At 71.1% G+C, this 17,759-nt stretch carries 12 protein-coding genes; 7 read left to right on the top strand and 5 right to left on the bottom strand.

Going from position 1 to position 17,759, the window contains the following annotated elements; all coding sequences use genetic code 11:
- The first annotated feature begins 412 nt into the window (after positions 1 to 412).
- Entirely contained in the window at positions 413 to 862 is a 450-nt protein-coding gene (locus tag ACFY0F_RS17225) for a PTS glucose transporter subunit IIA (protein ID WP_388794116.1), read from the top strand.
- A gap of 78 nt (positions 863 to 940) precedes the next feature.
- A complete protein-coding gene (ptsP, locus tag ACFY0F_RS17230; protein WP_388794118.1) occupies positions 941 to 2,611 on the top strand; it encodes a phosphoenolpyruvate--protein phosphotransferase in 1,671 nt (556 codons plus the stop codon).
- Positions 2,612 to 2,679: 68 nt separating this feature from the next.
- Here the strand turns inward: ptsP and ACFY0F_RS17235 are convergent, their stop codons facing one another.
- Both ACFY0F_RS17235 and ACFY0F_RS17240 read right to left on the bottom strand, forming a co-directional pair.
- Entirely contained in the window at positions 2,680 to 3,573 is an 894-nt protein-coding gene (locus ACFY0F_RS17235; RefSeq protein ID WP_388794121.1) for a hypothetical protein, read from the bottom strand.
- A gap of 101 nt (positions 3,574 to 3,674) precedes the next feature.
- Positions 3,675 to 5,642 (bottom strand): acetoacetate--CoA ligase, encoded by a 1,968-nt coding sequence (locus ACFY0F_RS17240; RefSeq protein WP_388794124.1) that lies wholly within the window; start codon positions 5,640 to 5,642, stop codon positions 3,675 to 3,677.
- Between the two features lie 211 nt (positions 5,643 to 5,853).
- Between ACFY0F_RS17240 and ACFY0F_RS17245 the strand changes: the two genes are divergently transcribed.
- Positions 5,854 to 8,211 carry a TIM-barrel domain-containing protein gene (locus ACFY0F_RS17245; RefSeq protein ID WP_388794127.1) on the top strand — a complete coding sequence of 786 codons (2,358 nt, stop codon included), beginning with the start codon at positions 5,854 to 5,856 and terminating at the stop codon, positions 8,209 to 8,211.
- Between the two features lie 7 nt (positions 8,212 to 8,218).
- Here ACFY0F_RS17245 and ACFY0F_RS17250 read toward each other — a convergent pair whose 3' ends face one another.
- On the bottom strand, positions 8,219 to 8,755 hold the full coding sequence (locus ACFY0F_RS17250) for an NUDIX domain-containing protein (RefSeq protein ID WP_388794130.1): 537 nt from the start codon (positions 8,753 to 8,755) through the stop codon (positions 8,219 to 8,221).
- Between the two features lie 226 nt (positions 8,756 to 8,981).
- Here ACFY0F_RS17250 and ACFY0F_RS17255 point away from each other — a divergent pair, with 226 nt between their 5' ends.
- From ACFY0F_RS17255 to glpK, 4 genes are all read left to right on the top strand, one after another.
- On the top strand, positions 8,982 to 9,428 hold the full coding sequence (locus ACFY0F_RS17255) for a Zn-ribbon domain-containing OB-fold protein (protein WP_388794133.1): 447 nt from the start codon (positions 8,982 to 8,984) through the stop codon (positions 9,426 to 9,428).
- Positions 9,425 to 10,615 carry a lipid-transfer protein gene (locus ACFY0F_RS17260; protein ID WP_388794136.1) on the top strand — a complete coding sequence of 397 codons (1,191 nt, stop codon included), beginning with the start codon at positions 9,425 to 9,427 and terminating at the stop codon, positions 10,613 to 10,615. The genes ACFY0F_RS17255 and ACFY0F_RS17260 overlap by 4 nt, the downstream gene beginning before the upstream one ends.
- A gap of 482 nt (positions 10,616 to 11,097) precedes the next feature.
- Positions 11,098 to 11,847, top strand: coding sequence for an MIP/aquaporin family protein (locus ACFY0F_RS17265; RefSeq protein ID WP_388794139.1), 750 nt, complete (start codon positions 11,098 to 11,100; stop codon positions 11,845 to 11,847).
- Between the two features lie 21 nt (positions 11,848 to 11,868).
- On the top strand, positions 11,869 to 13,389 hold the full coding sequence (gene glpK, locus ACFY0F_RS17270) for a glycerol kinase GlpK (RefSeq protein WP_388794141.1): 1,521 nt from the start codon (positions 11,869 to 11,871) through the stop codon (positions 13,387 to 13,389).
- 153 nt (positions 13,390 to 13,542) lie between these two features.
- Here glpK and ACFY0F_RS17275 read toward each other — a convergent pair whose 3' ends face one another.
- The gene (locus ACFY0F_RS17275) at positions 13,543 to 14,148 is read right to left on the bottom strand and encodes an ATP/GTP-binding protein (RefSeq protein WP_388794143.1); all 606 of its coding nucleotides are present in this window, start codon (positions 14,146 to 14,148) and stop codon (positions 13,543 to 13,545) included.
- Positions 14,129 to 17,746: a hydantoinase B/oxoprolinase family protein gene (locus ACFY0F_RS17280; RefSeq protein ID WP_388794145.1), complete on the bottom strand. Its 3,618-nt coding sequence runs from the start codon at positions 17,744 to 17,746 to the stop codon at positions 14,129 to 14,131. Before ACFY0F_RS17280 ends, ACFY0F_RS17275 begins: the two co-directional genes overlap by 20 nt.
- Positions 17,747 to 17,759: the final 13 nt, after the last annotated feature.

A 17,759-nucleotide genomic window follows, 5' to 3' on the forward strand; every position in this document is an offset into this window, starting at 1 on the left:
CTGGCGTTGATTTTTGGCACGCTGTTGAGTTCTCAAGGAACGGTCGCTTCCTTTGTACTCACCCTCTCGGGCTTTCCTCCGGGCTTCCCTTCGGTGTTTCCAACTCTATCAGTGTTTTTCCGTCTCTCTGACCACCCTCCTGCAGGCACGCAGAAGTGATCCCGAGATAGGATCTGACAAGTTGGATGCTGCTGAGCAAGGACGCTTGGTTCGCGTCACCCGGTCTCGAGCAGGGTTACGACTGTACACGGGGCCTTGGAGGCCATGCAAATCCCCCAGGCTTGTGGTCTAGACCTCTAGCCAGTAACTTCCATACGGAACCGTCACTTCCCATGTCATACCCTGCTGCCAGCGCGCCGTCCGGGACAGGCAGTGGCGGCCCATCTGTTCTCCACCCCTGGGAGGCTTCCCAATGACCACCGTGACGTCCCCGCTCGCCGGACGTGCCATCGGACTGGCAGCTGTGCCGGATCCGGTCTTCTCCGGAGCCATGGTCGGCCCGGGCACCGCGATCGACCCCGTTCGGGAGCCTTCGGAGGCCGTCTCCCCCGTCGACGGGGTCATCGTCTCCCTGCACCCGCATGCCTTCGTGGTCGTCGACGAGCAGGGGCACGGCGTACTCACCCACCTCGGTATCGACACGGTGCAGCTCAACGGCGAGGGTTTCGAGCTGCTCGTCAACAAGGGGGACACGGTGACGCGCGGGCAGGCCGTCGTGCGCTGGAACCCTGCCGCCGTCGAAGCCGCGGGCAAGTCCGCGGTGTGCCCGGTCGTGGCTCTGGAGGCCACGGCCGACTCCCTCTCCGACCTCCGTGACGACGGCGACGTGAAGGCCGGCGACAGTCTCTTCCTCTGGAAGTGACGCCGATGCCGTCGTAGAGACGGCGAACAGAACAACCATCGCGGCGGCGGGACCCGCCGCACTATCGGAGACGGTGCAATGGAGACAACGCTGCGAGGCGTCGGCGTCAGCCACGGGGTAGCGATCGGCGAGGTTCGGCACATGGGGACGGCGGTGCTCGAGCCGCCTGCCAGGCAGATTGCGGCGGAAGAGGCGGAGCGCGAACAGGGGCGTGCCCGCCAGGCCGTGGATGCCGTCGCCGCCGACCTGATGGCGCGCGGCAATCTGGCGGGCGGTGAAGCGCAGGCGGTGCTCGAGGCACAGGCCATGATGGCCCAGGACCCCGAGCTGATGGCGGATGTGGAGCGGCGCATCGCCGTCGGCAGCACGGCCGAGCGGGGGGTGTACGACGCGTTCGCCGCGTACCGCGAGCTGCTGGCGGGTGCGGGTGAGTACCTCGCCGGGCGCGTCGCCGACCTCGACGATGTGCGGAATCGTATCGTCGCCCGTCTGCTGGGGGTGCCGATGCCGGGTGTCCCGGACAGCGACGAGCCGTACGTACTGGTCGCCCGCGACCTCGCGCCGGCGGACACCGCGCTCCTGGACCCCGCGCTGGTGCTCGGGTTCGTGACCGAGGAGGGCGGCCCGACCAGCCACAGCGCGATCCTGGCACGGGCGCTCGGCGTCCCGGCCGTGGTGGCGCTGCCGGGCGCCGGTGACCTCGCCGAGGGCACGCTGATCGCGGTCGACGGCAGCACCGGCGACATCTTCGTGAACCCGAGCGAGGAGAAGAAGGCACAGCTCGAGGCCGCCGCGGCGGAGCGGAAGGCCGCGCTGGCCGCCTCCACCGGGCCGGGTGCCACCGCTGACGGGCACAAGGTGCCGCTGCTGGCCAACGTGGGCGGCCCGTCGGACGTCCCGGCCGCCGTCGAGGCCGGGGCGGAGGGCGTGGGTCTCTTCCGTACCGAGTTCCTGTTCCTCGACGACAGCAAGAACGCGCCGTCCGAGGAGAAGCAGACTCAGGCCTACCGGCAGGTTCTCGAAGCGTTCCCCGAGAGCCGTGTCGTCGTCCGTGTCCTGGACGCCGGTGCCGACAAGCCGCTCGACTTCCTGACGCCGGCGGACGAGCCGAACCCGGCGCTGGGCGTGCGGGGCCTGCGGACGTTGCTGGATCATCCCGACATCCTGCGCACACAGCTGACGGCGCTCGCGAAGGCCGCGGAGGGACTGCCGGTCTACCTCGAGGTCATGGCCCCGATGGTGGCCGACCGCGCCGACGCCAAGGCGTTCGCGGACGCGTGCCGGGAGGCCGGACTGCGGGCGAAGTTCGGCGCGATGGTGGAGATCCCGTCGGCCGCGCTGCGGGCACGCTCGATCCTTCAGGAGGTCGAGTTCCTGTCCCTGGGCACCAATGACCTCGCGCAGTACACCTTTGCCGCGGACCGTCAGGTGGGTGCGGTCTCCCGTCTGCAGGATCCGTGGCAGCCCGCACTGCTCGATTTGGTCGCGCTGTCCGCGGAGGCGGCCAAGGCCGAGGGCAAGAGCTGTGGCGTGTGCGGTGAGGCGGCGTCGGACCCGCTGCTGGCCTGTGTGCTGACGGGTCTGGGTGTCACCTCCCTGTCCATGGGCGCCGCGTCGATTCCTTATGTCCGGGCGGCGCTGGCCAAGTACACGCGGGCGCAGTGCGAGCGTGCGGCGGCGGCCGCGCGGACCGCGGACAGCGCCGCGGACGCGCGCAGCGCCGCCCAGGCGGTGCTGTCCGGCGAGTAGGCCGGGCCCGGCGCGTCGTCGGCCGTTGTCAGGGGCGCTCCGCCTTCGGTGGAGCGCCCCTCGTGCGTTCAGTGGCGGTGTTCGGCCGGCATGTCCTCCTCTCCGAGGTCGGGGGCCACGCGGTAGTCGACACCTGACTCCGGTGGGATGAGATCGCCGGTCTCGATGTCGGTGCAGTAGGCGTCGAAGACCTCTCCCGCCGTCAGGGGTTCGAGGCCGTCTCCGCGCAGCCGCCAGCCGTAGATCCGGTCCGGCGTGTCCGGGGCGCTGGTGCGCATGACGAGTCCGCCGGGGCTGCGCGTGGCGAGACCGACGGCGAGGACGGTGGTGAACTCCAGGGCTTCCGCCTCGTCGAGGTGGACGCTGCCGTCGGTGTCCTCGTCGGCGTGGAGGACGGAGACGAGTGCTTCGGGTGTTCCCGAGACGCTGCAGACGAGATGCCGGTCTCCCGGGGGTGCGGTGTCGAGGATCCGGACGACAAGGCCGCAGGCGCGGTCGAAAGCCGCGCGGCCGATGTCCTCGCCGCAGGTCGGGCAGGGCCCGAGGCGCCCCAGCAGGCCGGTGGCGTATGCCCAGGTGGCCTGCCGGACGGCCTCGTCGACGAGGGCGGGTACGAGGTCGGTGAGTGGCTGTCCCTCGTAGGGGATCGACGGACCGGTGGCCGCGAGTTCGGCCGTGAAGCGGGTGCGGCTGAACGGCTGGTCCGGGTCGAGACCGCACTCCGCGCAGAATTCGGCGTACTCCTCGGGGTCGAAGAGGGCGACCGTGGTGTGGCTGCCCTGCGAGGCGCGGGTCCTCAGGACTTTCTCCACCTGTTGGAGGTAGGTGGTGTGGTCGTCGAAGGTGAAGGTGCGGTAGCGCCGCATGGCACGGAAGTCGTGCTCGTCGGTGAGCAGGCCGATGGTGCCGGCGATTTCGCGGCGCAGGTCGCGTCGCGCGGTCTGGTGGTCGGTGTGCGCCATGTGTCCCCCTGTGCGCAGTCGATCAATGCTCACTCACCGTAACCGGCGGCACTGACAATCGGGCTGCGCACGGGGGCGGCGGACGGGGACCGCCTCGGGGATCAGGCTCGCTTGCGGGCCAGTTCCTCGTAGAAGCCGAGGAGGTCGAGGTTGTCGATGGAGCCCGGGTTGACCGCCTTGTCGAGAGGGGTGCCCTGGAGGAGGCGTTTGACCGGGACCTCGATGCGCTTGCCGGTGAGGGTGTGCGGAACGCCGGGCACCTCGATGATCTCGTCGGGGACGTGCCGTGGCGAGAGCTGTTCGCGGATGGCCTGCTTGATGCGGTCGCGGAGGTTGTCGTCGAGGACGGCTCCGGGTGCCAGGTGCACGAACAGGGGCATCCAGTAGCCTCCGTCGGGCTGCTCGACGCCGATGACGAGGGTTTCCCTGACCTCGGGGAGGCGTTCGACGACCTCGTAGATGTCGGCCGAGCCCATGCGGACGCCCTGCCGGTTGAGGGTGGAGTCGGAGCGGCCGTGGATGACGACGGAACCCCGCGAGGTGACGGTGATCCAGTCGCCGTGGCGCCAGACGCCGGGGTAGGTGTCGAAGTAGCTGTCGTGGTAGCGGCTGCCGTCGGGGTCGTTCCAGAAGTGGATCGGCATGGAGGGCATGGGGTTGGTGACGACGAGTTCACCCACCTCGTCGACGACGGGCTTTCCGGCCGGGTCCCACGACTGCAGGTCGGTGCCGAGGCCCGGCGCCTGGAGTTCGCCGGTGTACACCGGGAGGGTGGGTACCGCGCCCGCGAAGCAGGAGCACACGTCCGTACCGCCGCTGACCGACGCGATCCACAGGTCCTCGCGGACCTCGTCGTGCAGCCAGCGGAATCCGTCGGGCGGCAGGGGTGAGCCGGTGGTGGCCACGCACTGCACCTTGGAGAGGTCGAATGCGCGGGACGGGTGCACGCCCGCCTTGCGGCAGGCCATGACGTACGCGGCCGAGGTGCCGTACAGGGTGGCTCCGGTTCTCTCGGCGATCCGCCACTGCGCGCCCGTGTCCGGGTAGCCGGGGCTGCCGTCGTACAGGACGACGGTCGTGCCGGTGAGAAGGCCGGAGACGAGGAAGTTCCACATCATCCAGCCGGTCGAGGTGTACCAGAAGAAACGGTCCTCGGGGCCCAGGTCGCAGTGCAGGCCGAGTTGCTTGAGGTGCTCGACGAGGATGCCGCCCTGGGACTGGACGATGGCCTTGGGCAGACCGGTCGTCCCGGAGGAGTAGAGCACCCACAGGGGGTGGTCGAACGGGACCTGCTCGAAGACGGGCTCCGCGTCGGCCGACGTCAGAGCCGACCATTCCAGGGTCCCTTCCGGCGCCTCGGTGCCCAGCAGGGGGATGTGGACGACGGCGCGCAGCGTGGGCAGTTCGCGGCGCAGCTCGGCGACGGTTTCGCGGCGGTCGTGCTCCTTGCCGCCGTAGCGGTAGCCGTCGACGGTGAACAGGACCGTGGGTTCGACCTGCTGGAAGCGGTCGAGGACGCTGCGAGCGCCGAAGTCGGGCGCACAGGAGGTCCACACCGCGCCCACGGCGGCCGTGGCGAGCAGGGCGACGACGGCCTGCGGGATGTTCGGGAGGTAACCGCTCACCCGGTCCCCGGGGCGTACGCCGAGGGCGCGCAGTTCGGTGGCGAGGGAGCCGACCTGGCGGCGCAGCTCGGACCAGGTCACCGGTCGGGGTTCGTGGGTTTCGTCGACGCACAGGAGCGCGGGTCGGTCCGGGCGGTCCTCGGCTGCGCGCAGGGCGTGTTCGGCGTAGTTCAGCGTCGCTCCGGGGAACCACTGTGCGCCGGGCATGGAGCTGTCACCGAGCACGCGCGCGTAGGGGGTGGAGAACCGCACGTCGAACCACTCCGTGACGGCCTTCCAGAAGGTGTCGAGGTGGTCGACGGACCAGCGGTGCAGTGCTGGGTAGCCGCCTTCGGCCGGGGCGCCGTGGTGCCCGGCCGCCCAGTCCTGGAACTGGGTGATCCGGGCTCGGGCGATCCTTCCCTGGTCCGGCTGCCAGAGCGGCTGGGGGTTCGCGGTCGACATGGGGCGGCTCCCGGACTGTGCGCTTCGTGGGCGTCGGTCGCGCACGGGCTGCATGGACGCGTACGCGGCTGACACGGACGATGCCATGTGATCGATTTCTACACCAGGGTGTGCCCCGCACGGACCGCGGCGTGAAGATGTGCTCCCGGGGCGAGTGAACGGAAGTTGAACGACACGCGCGCGTGGGGCGGTCAATGGCAGGCTGAGCAGCATGGACGGTCGTGACCTGGTGCGTTCGGTGAAGGTGGTGAGCTCGACGGGGGCGGTGCAGGGGCTGCGTACCGTACGGGCGGCGTGGCGCAGGAGGCGCACGGACGCCGTCGGGCTGCGGCCACGGGGGGCCGAGCGTGCGCGGGTGCCCGGTCCGGTACAGGGTGCGGAGCCCGGTCCCGGGGGTGGTGTCATCCGCTTCAGCCGGTCCGAGCTGCGGATCACGGTGGCGGTGAACGGTGCTGTCTTCTGGGGTTGGGACGGCGCCGGGCCGGAGCCGTCGTACGCGCTGGCCGGACGCTGCCCCGAGCCGGACCCCCGCGCCGTCCTGGAGCCGGACAAGGACGGGGGCTGGCGGGTCGTGGCGGAGCGTGTGACGGTCTCCGTCTCCAGGCACGGTGCCGTCGAGGTGTGCACGCCGGGCGGGGTCATGCTGCGCCGCGATCTTCCGCCGCGGTGGTGGGAGCCGGTGGGCGGGGGCACCGCGCGCTGGATGCAGCGGTCCGAGGTGGCGGCCGATGCGCGCTTCTTCGGGCTGGGCGGGCGGGCTTCCGGGCCGCGGCTGCGGGACGGGACGTACCGGCTGTGGAACACCGATCCCGGCCGTGCCTTCGCCCCCGGTGACGATCCGCTGTACATCACCATGCCCGTTCAGCTGGTGGTGTCGGACGCGGCCACGCACCTGGTGTTCCACGACACCTCGTGGGACGGGACGGTCGCACTGCGTGAGGGCGAGGAGGGGGCGGGTTCCGGGCACGATCGTGCGGGAAGGTGCGAGCTGCGGATGGAAGGCGGCCCCTTGCGCTGCTGGGTCATGGTGGGCACCCCCGCGCGCGTGCTGCACACCTGGGCCTCGCTCAGTGGGGCGCCCGCCCTGCCGCCCACATGGGCCTTGGGCCACCACCACGCCCGCTGGGGTTTCGGCGGTGAGCAGGAGGTGCGGCGGATCGTCGCGGGCTATCAGGAGCGGGGTCTGCCGCTGGACGCGGTCCACCTGGACATAGATCACTTCGACGGACATCAGGTCTTCACCGTCGACCGGGAGCGTTTCCCCAAGCTGCCGGTGCTCGCGGAGGAGCTGCGCCGGGACGGGATCCGGCTGGTGTCGATCGTCGATCCGGCGGTCAAGGCGGACCCGGGGAACGCGGTGTACGACGGCGGGGCGGCCGTCGACGCCTTCGTGCGGGACGCCTCGGGCCGGACGGTGCGGGGTGTGGTCCGGGCCGGGGAGTCGGTCTATCCGGACTTCACGCACGCGCGCGTGCGGAAGTGGTGGGGCGGGCTCTACGAGGAGCGGCTCGCGCAGGGTTTCGCCGGGTTCTGGCACGACATGAACGAACCGACGTCGTTCAACGCGTTCGGCGAGTCGACCCTGCCGCGTTCGGCTCGGCACTCCCTGGAGGGGCGTGGCGGGGATCACCAGGAGGCGCACAACGTGTACGCGCTGTGCATGGCCAGGGCGGGTTACGAGGGGCTGCGCGAGCTGGCACCGCGGGAACGGCCGTTCGTCTTCTCTCGCTCGGGCTGGGCCGGCATGCAGCGCTACGGCGGTTCGTGGTCCGGTGACGTCCGCACGGGCTGGCCGGGGTTGCGTGCCTCCCTGTCACTGGTGCTGGGGCTCGGTCTGTGCGGGGTTCCGTACTCGGGACCGGATGTGGGTGGGTTCGACGGGAGTCCCTCGCCGGAGCTGTATCTGCGGTGGTTCCAGCTCGGCGCGTACCTGCCGTTGTTCCGTACGCACGCGAGTCTGCGTGCGGGGCGCAGGGAGCCGTGGGAGTTCGGCCCCGAGGTGCTCGAGCACGCGCGGGTGGCGCTTCTGGGGCGTCGGCGTCTGCTGCCGTACTTCGTGACGCTGGCGCACCTGGCCCGGCGTACGGGCGCTCCGTATGTGCGCCCCGTCTGGTGGGGGGCGCCCGAGGACCGCGCGTTGCGGGACTGTGAGGACGCCTTCCTGCTGGGTGACTGCCTGCTGGTCGCGCCGGTGCTGGATGCGGGCGGGGACCGGCGTGCGGTGCAACTGCCGCGGGGACGCTGGTACGACACCGCGACGGAGCAGGTGTACGAGGGGCCGGCGCAGGTGCTGGTCGACGCCCCGCTGTCGCGGATCCCGGTGTTCGCGCGTGCGGGGGCGGTGCTTCCCGTGCAGGGCGACGACGGGGTGGAGCTGGAGGTGTGGGCGCCGCAGCGGGGACAGACCGGGGCCGGTCTGGTGGTGTCGGACGCGGGCGACGGCGGCGACGAACCGGAGCTCGAGCGCTACGTCGCCCGTTGGCAGGGTTCGCGGCTGGTGGTGGTGCGGGAGCGGGAGGACGGCGTGGGCGAGCCGCCCTACCCGGTGCGCGTACGCGGGCTCGGGTGAGACCGGCTCAGAGATAGCGGCCCTCGAACCACGCCCGCGCGGCCAGCGTGTGCAGCGGGAAGGCGAGCTCCTCCGGCCTGCGCAACAGGTGCCAGCCCTCCGTCTCGTCCGTGGGGCCGGACTGCGGCAGCCCTTCGGCGGGGCGTTCCGGCAGGAGCCCGAACAGCAGGAGGTGTCCGTCGGGCGAGCTCATGGCGTCGGCCAGGCGGACGTCGCGGGCCGCCGCGTCGATGCCCGTCTCCTCCCTGAGTTCGCGGACGACGGCCTGCCGCCAGTCCTCGCGGTCGTCGATGAAGCCGCCCGGCAGTGCCGTACCCCCGCGCGCGGGGGTGACGGTCCGGGTGATGACGACGAGGGCGGTGCCCTTCGTGTCGTACACGGGCTGGAGGGCGACAGCGACCGGCAGCGGATTGCGGTAGGCGACGGTCCCGCAGGAGGGGCAGGTACGGGGCCAGCCGGAGACTTCCTCTCCGTAGGGCGCTCCGCAGCTCGAACAGTGGGAGTTCGGTGCGAAGTTGACAGATGTTTGCTGATTCTCGGACACGCGCGGACTGTATCCGATCGCAGGAAGTGCGTCTTCCGGAAGCATCCGTACTCCGTGTCGCAGGGAAACGGAAGGACGGCCGGAACCACCCCCGTCGGCCCCGGCCGCCCTTCCCGATAACACGACGCCGTGGGGGGCCGTCCGGTTCTGCGGTACGGCCTGCCGTTTTCCGGTTGCCCGTGGCACACTTCTGACGTTCCGTCAGATACGTTGCCAGGGAGGGGCCTTGTCGCCAACACGCACGCCCGCGGTCGCCGGCTGGTTCACCGGTGAGGGGGACGGTTTCCGGCTCCTCGGCACGCGGTGCTCGCTCTGCGCGTCGGTCTTCTTCCCCCGGGAGGACACCCACTGCCGCAACCCCGGGTGTCGCGGCGGCACGCTCGAGGAGGTGCCGCTGTCGCGGCGGGGCCGGATCTGGTCGTACACCGACGGCCGGTACCGGCCGCCGTCACCCTATGTGAGCGATCCGGAACTTCCCTGGGAGCCGTACACGTTGATCGCGGTGGAGCTGGAGTCCGAGCGGATCGTGGTGCTGGGGCAGGCCGTACCCGGGATCGGCGTGGCCGATCTGACGGTGGGCATGGAGGTGGAGGTCGTCCCGGGAGTGCTGTTCGAGGACCCGGGGACGACCTGGACGACTTGGCGCTGGAGGCCGACGGAGGTGACGGCGTGACCGCGGACGTGGCGGTGCTCGGCGTGGGCATGCATCCGTGGGGCAAGTGGGGCCGCGGCTTCGTCGAGTACGGCGCGGCGGCGGCCCGGACGGCCCTGGCGGACGCAGGACTGGACTGGCGGGACATCCGCTCGATCGTGGGCGCCGACACGGTGCGCGGGGGATATCCGGGGTACGTCGCGGGCGCCGCGTTCGCCAGGGCTCTGGGCTGGCAGGGCGCCCGGGTCACCAGTGTATACGCGGCATGCGCTTCCGGGGCGCAGGCCGTCGCCACGGCCCGGGCCCAGATCCTCGCCGGGCTGGCGGACCCGGTGCTGGTGGTGGGAGCGGACTCGGCTCCCAAGGGATTCTTCCGGCCCGGCGGCGGAGACCGGCCCGACGATCCGGACTGGCTGCGGTTCAGGCTGCTCGGTGCGACGAACCCGGCCTACTTCGGGCTGTACGCGCGCCGGCGGATGGCGGTGCACGGGGACACCCCGGAGGACTTCGCGCTGGTCAAGGTCAAGAACGCGGCGCTGGGGGCGCTGAACCCGTACGCGCGTTACCGCAAGCGGGTGACCCTGGAGGAGGTGGCCGGCTCCGCGGTGGTCGCCGATCCGCTGCGGCTGCTCGACATCTGCGCGACCTCCGACGGAGGTGCGGCGCTGGTGCTGTCCAGCACGGAGTTCGCGCGCCGGCACGGCGTCTCCGCGCCGGTGCGGATCCGTGCGGTGTCCACGGTGACACCGCGTTACCCGAACACCGTGCTGGACCTGCCGGACATCGCCACGGACTCCGCGGCCGGTGCGGCGCCCCCGGACGAGACGTTCCGGGCCTCGATCGCCCTGGCCGCCTACGAGGAGGCCGGCATCGGGCCGGAGGACCTGTCCCTGGCCGAGGTGTACGACCTCTCCACCGCTCTGGAGCTGCAGTGGTACGAGGACCTGGGCCTGTGCGGCGAGGGCGAGGGCACCAAGCTGCTGCGGGAAGGTGCCACGTCCCTGGGCGGCCGGATACCGGTGAACACCAGTGGCGGGCTCGCCTCCTTCGGTGAGGCGGTGCCGGCCCAGGCGATCGCCCAGGTCTGCGAACTGACCTGGCAGTTGCGGGGCCACGCCGGAGACCGGCAGGTCGCCGGAGCGCACGTGGGGATCACGGCGAACCAGGGTCTGTTCGGGCACGGATCGTCGGTCGTCGCGGTCCGCTGAGAAGCGGGGCGCCGGGGCCGGCGTGCCGGGGGCGATGGGGTCTCAGGGCGCCGGCGCATGCCGGACCGGCGGGTCACCGGATCCGGCGCGGCTCCACCGTGACGGTCGCTCAGGCCGGGTGCGCCTCCGCGAGCGCGCCGCCGCGGAGCCACTGGGCCGAGAGAACGGCACCTCTCCCGCCAAGTGGTTGTCACCGCCTGCGTCGGCAGCCTTGACGCTCCCGGAGCACCGGTGAACACTTCCCGTGTCGGTCGACATCGCCGTACATTCCCGGCGCAATCAGGCATGGCGCCGCGCGGGTTCCTCCTGAGCCACGGCCCGCTCCCCCACCAGCGATTCGGCTGCAGAGGCACGCTCGTCACGGACGCCGGGCGGGGCGCGGGACCCTCCCTGCCTTCGGCTGAAGTCGCCAAGGGAAACGTCCCTGCACCCGGGGCCGGTCCACCGCGCCGGCTCCTCCGGACCAGCGCCCAGGAGCCGCCATGAGCAACCAGGACATATTCGTCGGCGAGGTCATCGGCACCGCGATCCTCATCCTGTTCGGTGCCGGCGTCTGCGCCGCGGTCACCCTCGGATACTCCAAGGCACGGGCCTCGGGCTGGGTGGTGATCGCCTTCGGCTGGGGTTTCGCGGTACTGGCCGGCGCGTACACCGCCGCTCCGCTGTCCGGCGGTCAGCTCAACCCCGCCGTCACCATCGGCATCGCCGTCGACACCGGCAAGTGGGGCAAGGTCTGGCTCTACCTGCTGGGCCAGATCGTCGGTGCGATGCTCGGTGCCGTCCTTGCCTACCTGGTCTACCTCGCCCAGTTCCAGGCCAACGTCCGTACGGAAGGCACCACCGAGGGAACCGCCGACGAACCGGTGCCCACCCTGGGCATCTTCTCGACCATCCCGGAGATCCGCAGTCCCGTCGCCAACCTGATCACGGAGATCATCGCGACGATCGCCCTGGTCCTGCCGATCCTCGCCTTCGGACTGACCAAGGGGCTCGGCGAGTCCGGCACCACCGTGCTGATCGTCTCGTTGCTGGTGACCGGTATCGGCCTCTCCCTGGGCGGGCCGACCGGTTATGCGATCAATCCCGCGCGCGACCTGGGCCCGCGCATCGTGCACACCTTCCTGCCGATCCCCAACAAGGGCAGCTCCGACTGGGGTTACGCCTGGATCCCGGTCGTCGGCCCGCTGATCGGCGGGACGCTCGCGGGCCTCATCTACAAAGCAGCCTTCTGACCCAGCGACCAAGGGGCAGCCATGACGGACAACGCCGAGAAGTACGTCGCCGCGATCGACCAGGGCACCACCTCCAGCCGCTGCATCATCTTCGACCACAGCGGTGGGATCGTCGCCGTGGACCAGCGCGAGCACCGCCAGATCTTCCCGAAGCCGGGCTGGGTGGAGCACGACGCCACCGAAATCTGGTCCAAGGTCCAGGCGGTGGTCGCCGGGGCCCTCGCCAGGGCGGGCCTGCGCGCCGACCAGCTCAGCACACTCGGTATCACCAACCAGCGCGAGACGACGGTCCTGTGGGACCGGGCCACCGGCAAGCCCGTGCACAACGCGATCGTCTGGCAGGACACCCGCACCGCGTCCCTGTGCCACGCGCTGGGCGGCAGCGACGGGCAGGACCGTTTCCGCGAGCAGACGGGGCTGCCGTTGGCGAGCTACTTCTCCGGCCCCAAGGCGGCCTGGTTGCTGGACACCGTGCCGGGGCTCAGGGCTCGCGCCGAGCGCGGGGAGATCGCCTTCGGGACCATCGACTCCTGGCTGATCTGGAATCTCACCGGAGGCACGGACGGCGGACGGCACGTCACCGACGTGACCAACGCCGGACGCACCATGCTGATGGACCTTCGGACGCTGCAGTGGGACGCCTCCATCCTGTCCGCGATGGACGTGCCCGAGGCGGTACTCCCCGAGATCAGGTCCTCGGCCGAGGTCTACGGCACTGCGGTCGGCCAGCTCGCGGGCGTACCCGTCGCGTCGGCGCTGGGCGACCAGCAGGCCGCCGTGTTCGGTCAGGCCTGCTATGACGTGGGGACGGCGAAGAACACCTACGGCACGGGCAGTTTCCTGCTGCTCAACACCGGCGACCGGCCTGTTCCCTCCAAGAGCGGGCTGCTGACCACCATGGGCTACCAGATCGGCGACGAGGCCCCGGTCTACTGCCTGGAGGGTTCGATCGCGATCACGGGCGCACTGGTGCAGTGGTTCCGCGACCAACTCGGCATCATCCGCACGGCCGACGAGATCGAGACGCTCGCGGCGAGTGTCGAGGACAACGGCGGCGCGTACATCGTGCCGGCGTTCTCGGGTCTGTTCGCCCCCTACTGGCGGGCCGACGCGCGCGGGGTCGTCACGGGTCTGACCCGTTACGTGACCAAGGCCCATCTCGCGCGCGCGGTCCTGGAGGCGACCAGCTGGCAGACACGGGAGGTGGTGGACGCCATGTTCCAGGACTCCGGGGTGCGCATCACGACCCTCAAGGTGGACGGCGGCATGACCAAGAACAACCTGCTCATGCAGCACCAGGCCGATGTCCTCGGAGTGCCGGTGATCCGGCCCCGGGTCTCGGAGACGACCTGCCTGGGCGCCGCGTACGCGGCCGGCCTCGCCACAGGGGTGTGGAACGACCTCGACGAGCTGAAGGCGCACTGGCAGGAGGACGCGGAGTGGACGCCCGCCATGGAGGCGCCCGTGCGGGACCGCGAGTACCGCAACTGGCGCAAGGCCGTGGAGAAGAGCTTCGGCTGGCTGGAGGAGGGCGCCGGCTAGCCGGCACGGCGGACGTCTGGATGCACCACCGGTTGCGGGCGGGTTCCACGCGCGCGTGCCGCATGCGCGGGCGTGTGCGCGGACACCCGCACGGAACCACGGCCCGTACCCCGGTCGGCGGGGGTACGGGCCGTGCCGTGGCCTGGCGGGAGGTCACATGGTGACGGTCTGACGGCGGTCGGCCGCGTACGCCATGGCGTGCCGGACGACCCCGATGAGCAGCTCCTTGACGGACTCCCGGTCGCGGGCGTCGCACAGTACGAGCGGTACGTCGTCGTCGAGGTCGAGGGCCTGACGGACGTCCTCGACCGGGTAACGGGCGGCTCCCTCGAAGCAGTTGATGGCGATGAGGAAGGGGATGGCGCGTCGCTCGAAGTAGTCGACGGCGGCGAAGCAGTCCTCGAGACGGCGGGTGTCCGCCAGGACCACGGCACCGAGCGCGCCTTCGGAGAGCTCGTCCCACATGAACCAGAACCGTTCCTGCCCGGGGGTCCCGAACAGGTACAGCACCAGGTCCTCGCGCAGCGTGATGCGGCCGAAGTCCATGGCCACGGTGGTGGTGCGCTTGCCCTCCACACCGCTGGTGTCGTCGACCGGGCGGCCGGCCTCCGTGAGCAGCTCCTCGGTGCGCAACGGCCTGATCTCGCTGACCGCGCCGACGAGGGTCGTCTTGCCCACGCCGAAGCCGCCGGCCACCAGGATCTTGAGCGTGACGGGCTCGACCGGTGGCTTGCCGCGCTCAGAACGCCCGAAGATCATCGATCTCTTCTCCTGCTTGATGGGGGTCGGGTGACGGCGAGCCGTAGCCTCCGCCGCCAGGGGTCTCGATGACGAGCACGTCGCCGGGACCGACGTCGGCCGAGTCGCTCCCGCCGAGAGCGGTGACCGTGCCGCCGGTCCGTTCCACACGGTTGGAACCCAGGGCGCCCGGACAGCCGCCCGCCATGCCGTACGGGGGGACCCGACGGTGCTGGGACAGCGTGGACACCGTCATGGCCTCGCAGAACCGGATGCGGCGCACCGCGCCGTCACCGCCGCGCCAGCGCCCGTCGCCGCCGCTTCCGCGGCGGACCGCGAACTCCTCGAGCAGCACGGGCAGTCGCCACTCGAGGACTTCCGGGTCGGTCAGCCGGGAGTTGGTCATATGGGTCTGCACGACGCTCGCCCCCGGGAAACCGTCGCCGGCGCCGGATCCGGAGGCGACGGTTTCGTAGTACTGGTGACGGTCGTTGCCGAAGGTGACGTTGTTCATGGTCCCGGATCCCTCCGCCTGTACGCCCAGCGCCGCGTAGAGAGCGCCGGTGATGGCCTGGGAGGTCTCGACGTTGCCCGCGACGACCGCGGCCGGCGGTTCCGGGGCGAGCATCGAGCGTGGCGGCACGATGATGTCCAGGGGACGCAGACAGCCGTCGTTGAGCGGGATGTCGTCGGCCACCAGGGTGCGGAAGACGTAGAGCACAGCGGCGTCGACCACGGACCGCGGGGCGTTGAAGTTGGTGGCGAGCTGGGCGGAGGTACCGGTGAAGTCGATGGTGGCGCGGCGGCCGTCACGGTCCACGCGGACCCGGACGCGGATGACGGCGCCCGAGTCGGTCTCGTAGGCGTACTCGCCGTCGTCCAGGGCGTCGATGACGCGGCGGACGGCTTCGGCGGCGTTGTCCTGGACGTGCCGCATGTAGGCCTGGACGACGTCGAGGCCGAAGTTCTCGATCATGCGGCCGACCTCGTCGACGCCCTTCTGGTTGGCGGCGATCTGGGCGCGCAGGTCGGCGAGGTTGGTCCGGGGGTTGCGGGACGGGTGGGGCCCCTCGGTGAGGAGGCGGAGGGTCTCCGCCTCGCGGAGCCGGCCGTTCTCGGCGAGCAGCCAGTTGTCGAAGAGGACGCCCTCCTCCTCGATGGTGCGGCTGCCCGCGGGCATGGAGCCGGGTGCGATGCCGCCGATCTCGGCGTGGTGACCGCGTGCGGCGACGTAGAAGAGGATCCGGTCACCATGCGTGTCGAACACCGGTGTGATGACGGTGACGTCCGGCAGATGGGTGCCGCCGTGGTACGGGTCGTTGACGGCGTAGGCGTCGCCCGGACGCATGGCCTCGCCGCGGCGGCGGACGACCTCCTTGACGCTGGTGCCCATGGAGCCGAGGTGGACGGGGATGTGAGGGGCGTTGGCCACCAGGTTTCCGTCCGGGTCGAACAGGGCGCAGGAGAAGTCCAGGCGTTCCTTGATGTTGACGGACTGGGCCGTGGATTCCAGCCGTGCGCCCATCTGCTCGGCGATCGACATGAAGAGGTTGTTGAAGACCTCGAGCAGGACGGGGTCGACTTCCGTGTCGAGATCGGAACTCTGCGTAGTCGCCGTGCGTTCCATGACCAGATGCCCCCCGTCGGTGGCCGCGGCCCGCCAGCCGTCGTCGACGACGGTCGTCGCGCCGGCCTCGGCGATGATCGCGGGGCCTGTGACGGACTCGCCGGGGGGCAGGTGCTCGCGGCGGTACAGGGACACGTCGCGCCAGCGGCCGCCGGTGTGGAGCCGGACGGTCTCGGGGGCGGCGGAGTGGCCCTGGTAGGCGGCGAGGGCGGAAAGATCGGGGGGTTCTGTGATGCCGGTGGCTTCCACGGAGAGGGCTTCGACCATGACCGGGCGGTCGAGGGTGAAGGAGTACGTGGCGCGATGACGTTCTTCGAAAGCCCGCCTCATGGTGTCGGGCTCGGCGAGCCGGACGGTGAGGGTGGTGTCCGTGCCGTCGTAGCGGAGCTGGGCGCGGCGGGTGATCCGGATGCGGTCCGCCGGGATGTCCTCGGCGAGGAGTTCCGCTCGGGCCGCGGCCTCCAGTTCGCCGGCCGTCTTGTGGACGCCGGGCATCGAGGCGGTCCGCAGAGGCGCCTCGACGGACTGCTCGCGCATCGCGGTGGTGTCCGCCAGGCCGATGCCGAGCGCGGAGAGGACCCCGGCCATCGGCGGTACGAGCACGGTGCGGACACCGAGGGAGTCGGCGACCATGCACGCGTGCTGGCCGCCCGCTCCGCCGAAGGTGGTGAGGGCGTAGCGGGTGACGTCGTGGCCCTTCTGCACGGAGATCCGCTTCACGGCGTTGGCGATGTTGGCGACGGCGATCTGCAGGTAGCCCTCGGCGACCTGCTCGGGGGTGCGGTCGTCGCCGGTCCGCTCGCGGATCTCGCGCGCGAGGGCGGTGAAGCGGACCCGGACGAGTTCGGCGTCGAGGGGCTGGTCGCCGTCGGGGCCGAAGACGTGGGGGAAGTGCCCGGGCTGGATGCGGCCGAGCATGACGTTGGCGTCGGTGACGGCGAGCGGGCCGCCGCCGCGGTAGCAGGCGGGCCCCGGGTCCGCGCCCGCCGAGTCCGGTCCCACCCGGTAGCGGGAGCCGTCGAAGTGCAGGACCGAGCCACCGCCGGCGGCGACGGTGTGGATGTCCAGCATGGGGGCGCGCAGCCGGACGCCCGCGAGCTGTGTGGTGAAGACGCGTTCGTACTCGCCGGCGAAGTGGGAGACGTCGGTGGAGGTGCCGCCCATGTCGAAGCCGATGACCCGGTCGAATCCGGCCAGCTGGGACATGCGGGCCATGCCGACGATGCCGCCGGCCGGCCCGGACAGGACGGCGTCCTTGCCGCGGAACTGCCCGGCCTCGGCGAGTCCGCCGTTGGACTGCATGAACATCAGCGGAACGCCCTCGAGTTCTCCGGCGACGTGCTGGACATAGCGGCGCAGCACGGGCGAGAGGTAGGCGTCGACGACCGCGGTGTCCCCGCGCGGGACGAGTCTCATCAGCGGGCTGACCTCGCTGGACAGCGAGATCTGCGGGAAGCCGGTGCGGTCGGCGAGCTCACCGACGGCCCGTTCGTGGGCGGGGTGGAGGTGGCTGTGCAGGAAGACGACGGCGACGGCGCGGATTCCGTCGGCGTAGGCCTCCTGCAGCGGGCCCGCCAGCGCGTCCAGGTCGGGTGCGCGCAGGACGGTGCCGTCGGCCGTGATGCGCTCGTCGACCTCGACGACCCGCTCGTACAGCAGCTCCGGCAGTTCGATGCGGCGGGCGAAGATGCGGGGGCGGTTCTGGTAGGCGATGCGCAGGGCGTCGCGGAAGCCTCGGGTGACGAGCAGCAGGGTGCGCGCGCCCTTGCGTTCGAGGAGGGCGTTGGTGGCGACCGTCGTGCCCATACGGACCGCCTCGACGGGCTCCTCGGAGCCGTCGAGGAGAGCGCGTACGCCGGCGACCGCGGCGTCGGCGTACCGGGCGGGGTTGTCGGACAGCAGCTTGTGGTTGAGCAGCCGGCCGTCCGGGCGCCGCGCGACGATGTCGGTGAACGTGCCGCCTCGGTCGACCCAGAACTGCCAGCCTGTCACGTCACTACCCCGC

The sequence above is a fragment of the Streptomyces sp. NPDC001544 genome (genome assembly GCF_042894285.1).
In the GTDB taxonomy this organism is placed as follows: domain Bacteria; phylum Actinomycetota; class Actinomycetes; order Streptomycetales; family Streptomycetaceae; genus Streptomyces.

Excerpts from the sequence above, each read along its gene's own strand:
- ACFY0F_RS17225 (WP_388794116.1), top strand. The coding sequence starts at position 413 with ATGACCACCGTGACGTCCCCGCTCGCCGGACGTGCCATCGGACTGGCA.
- ptsP (WP_388794118.1), top strand. The coding sequence starts at position 941 with ATGGAGACAACGCTGCGAGGCGTCGGCGTCAGCCACGGGGTAGCGATC.
- ACFY0F_RS17235 (WP_388794121.1), bottom strand. The coding sequence starts at position 3,573 with ATGGCGCACACCGACCACCAGACCGCGCGACGCGACCTGCGCCGCGAA.
- ACFY0F_RS17240 (WP_388794124.1), bottom strand. The coding sequence starts at position 5,642 with ATGTCGACCGCGAACCCCCAGCCGCTCTGGCAGCCGGACCAGGGAAGG.
- ACFY0F_RS17245 (WP_388794127.1), top strand. The coding sequence starts at position 5,854 with ATGGACGGTCGTGACCTGGTGCGTTCGGTGAAGGTGGTGAGCTCGACG.
- ACFY0F_RS17265 (WP_388794139.1), top strand. The coding sequence starts at position 11,098 with ATGAGCAACCAGGACATATTCGTCGGCGAGGTCATCGGCACCGCGATC.
- glpK (WP_388794141.1), top strand. The coding sequence starts at position 11,869 with ATGACGGACAACGCCGAGAAGTACGTCGCCGCGATCGACCAGGGCACC.
- ACFY0F_RS17275 (WP_388794143.1), bottom strand. The coding sequence starts at position 14,148 with ATGATCTTCGGGCGTTCTGAGCGCGGCAAGCCACCGGTCGAGCCCGTC.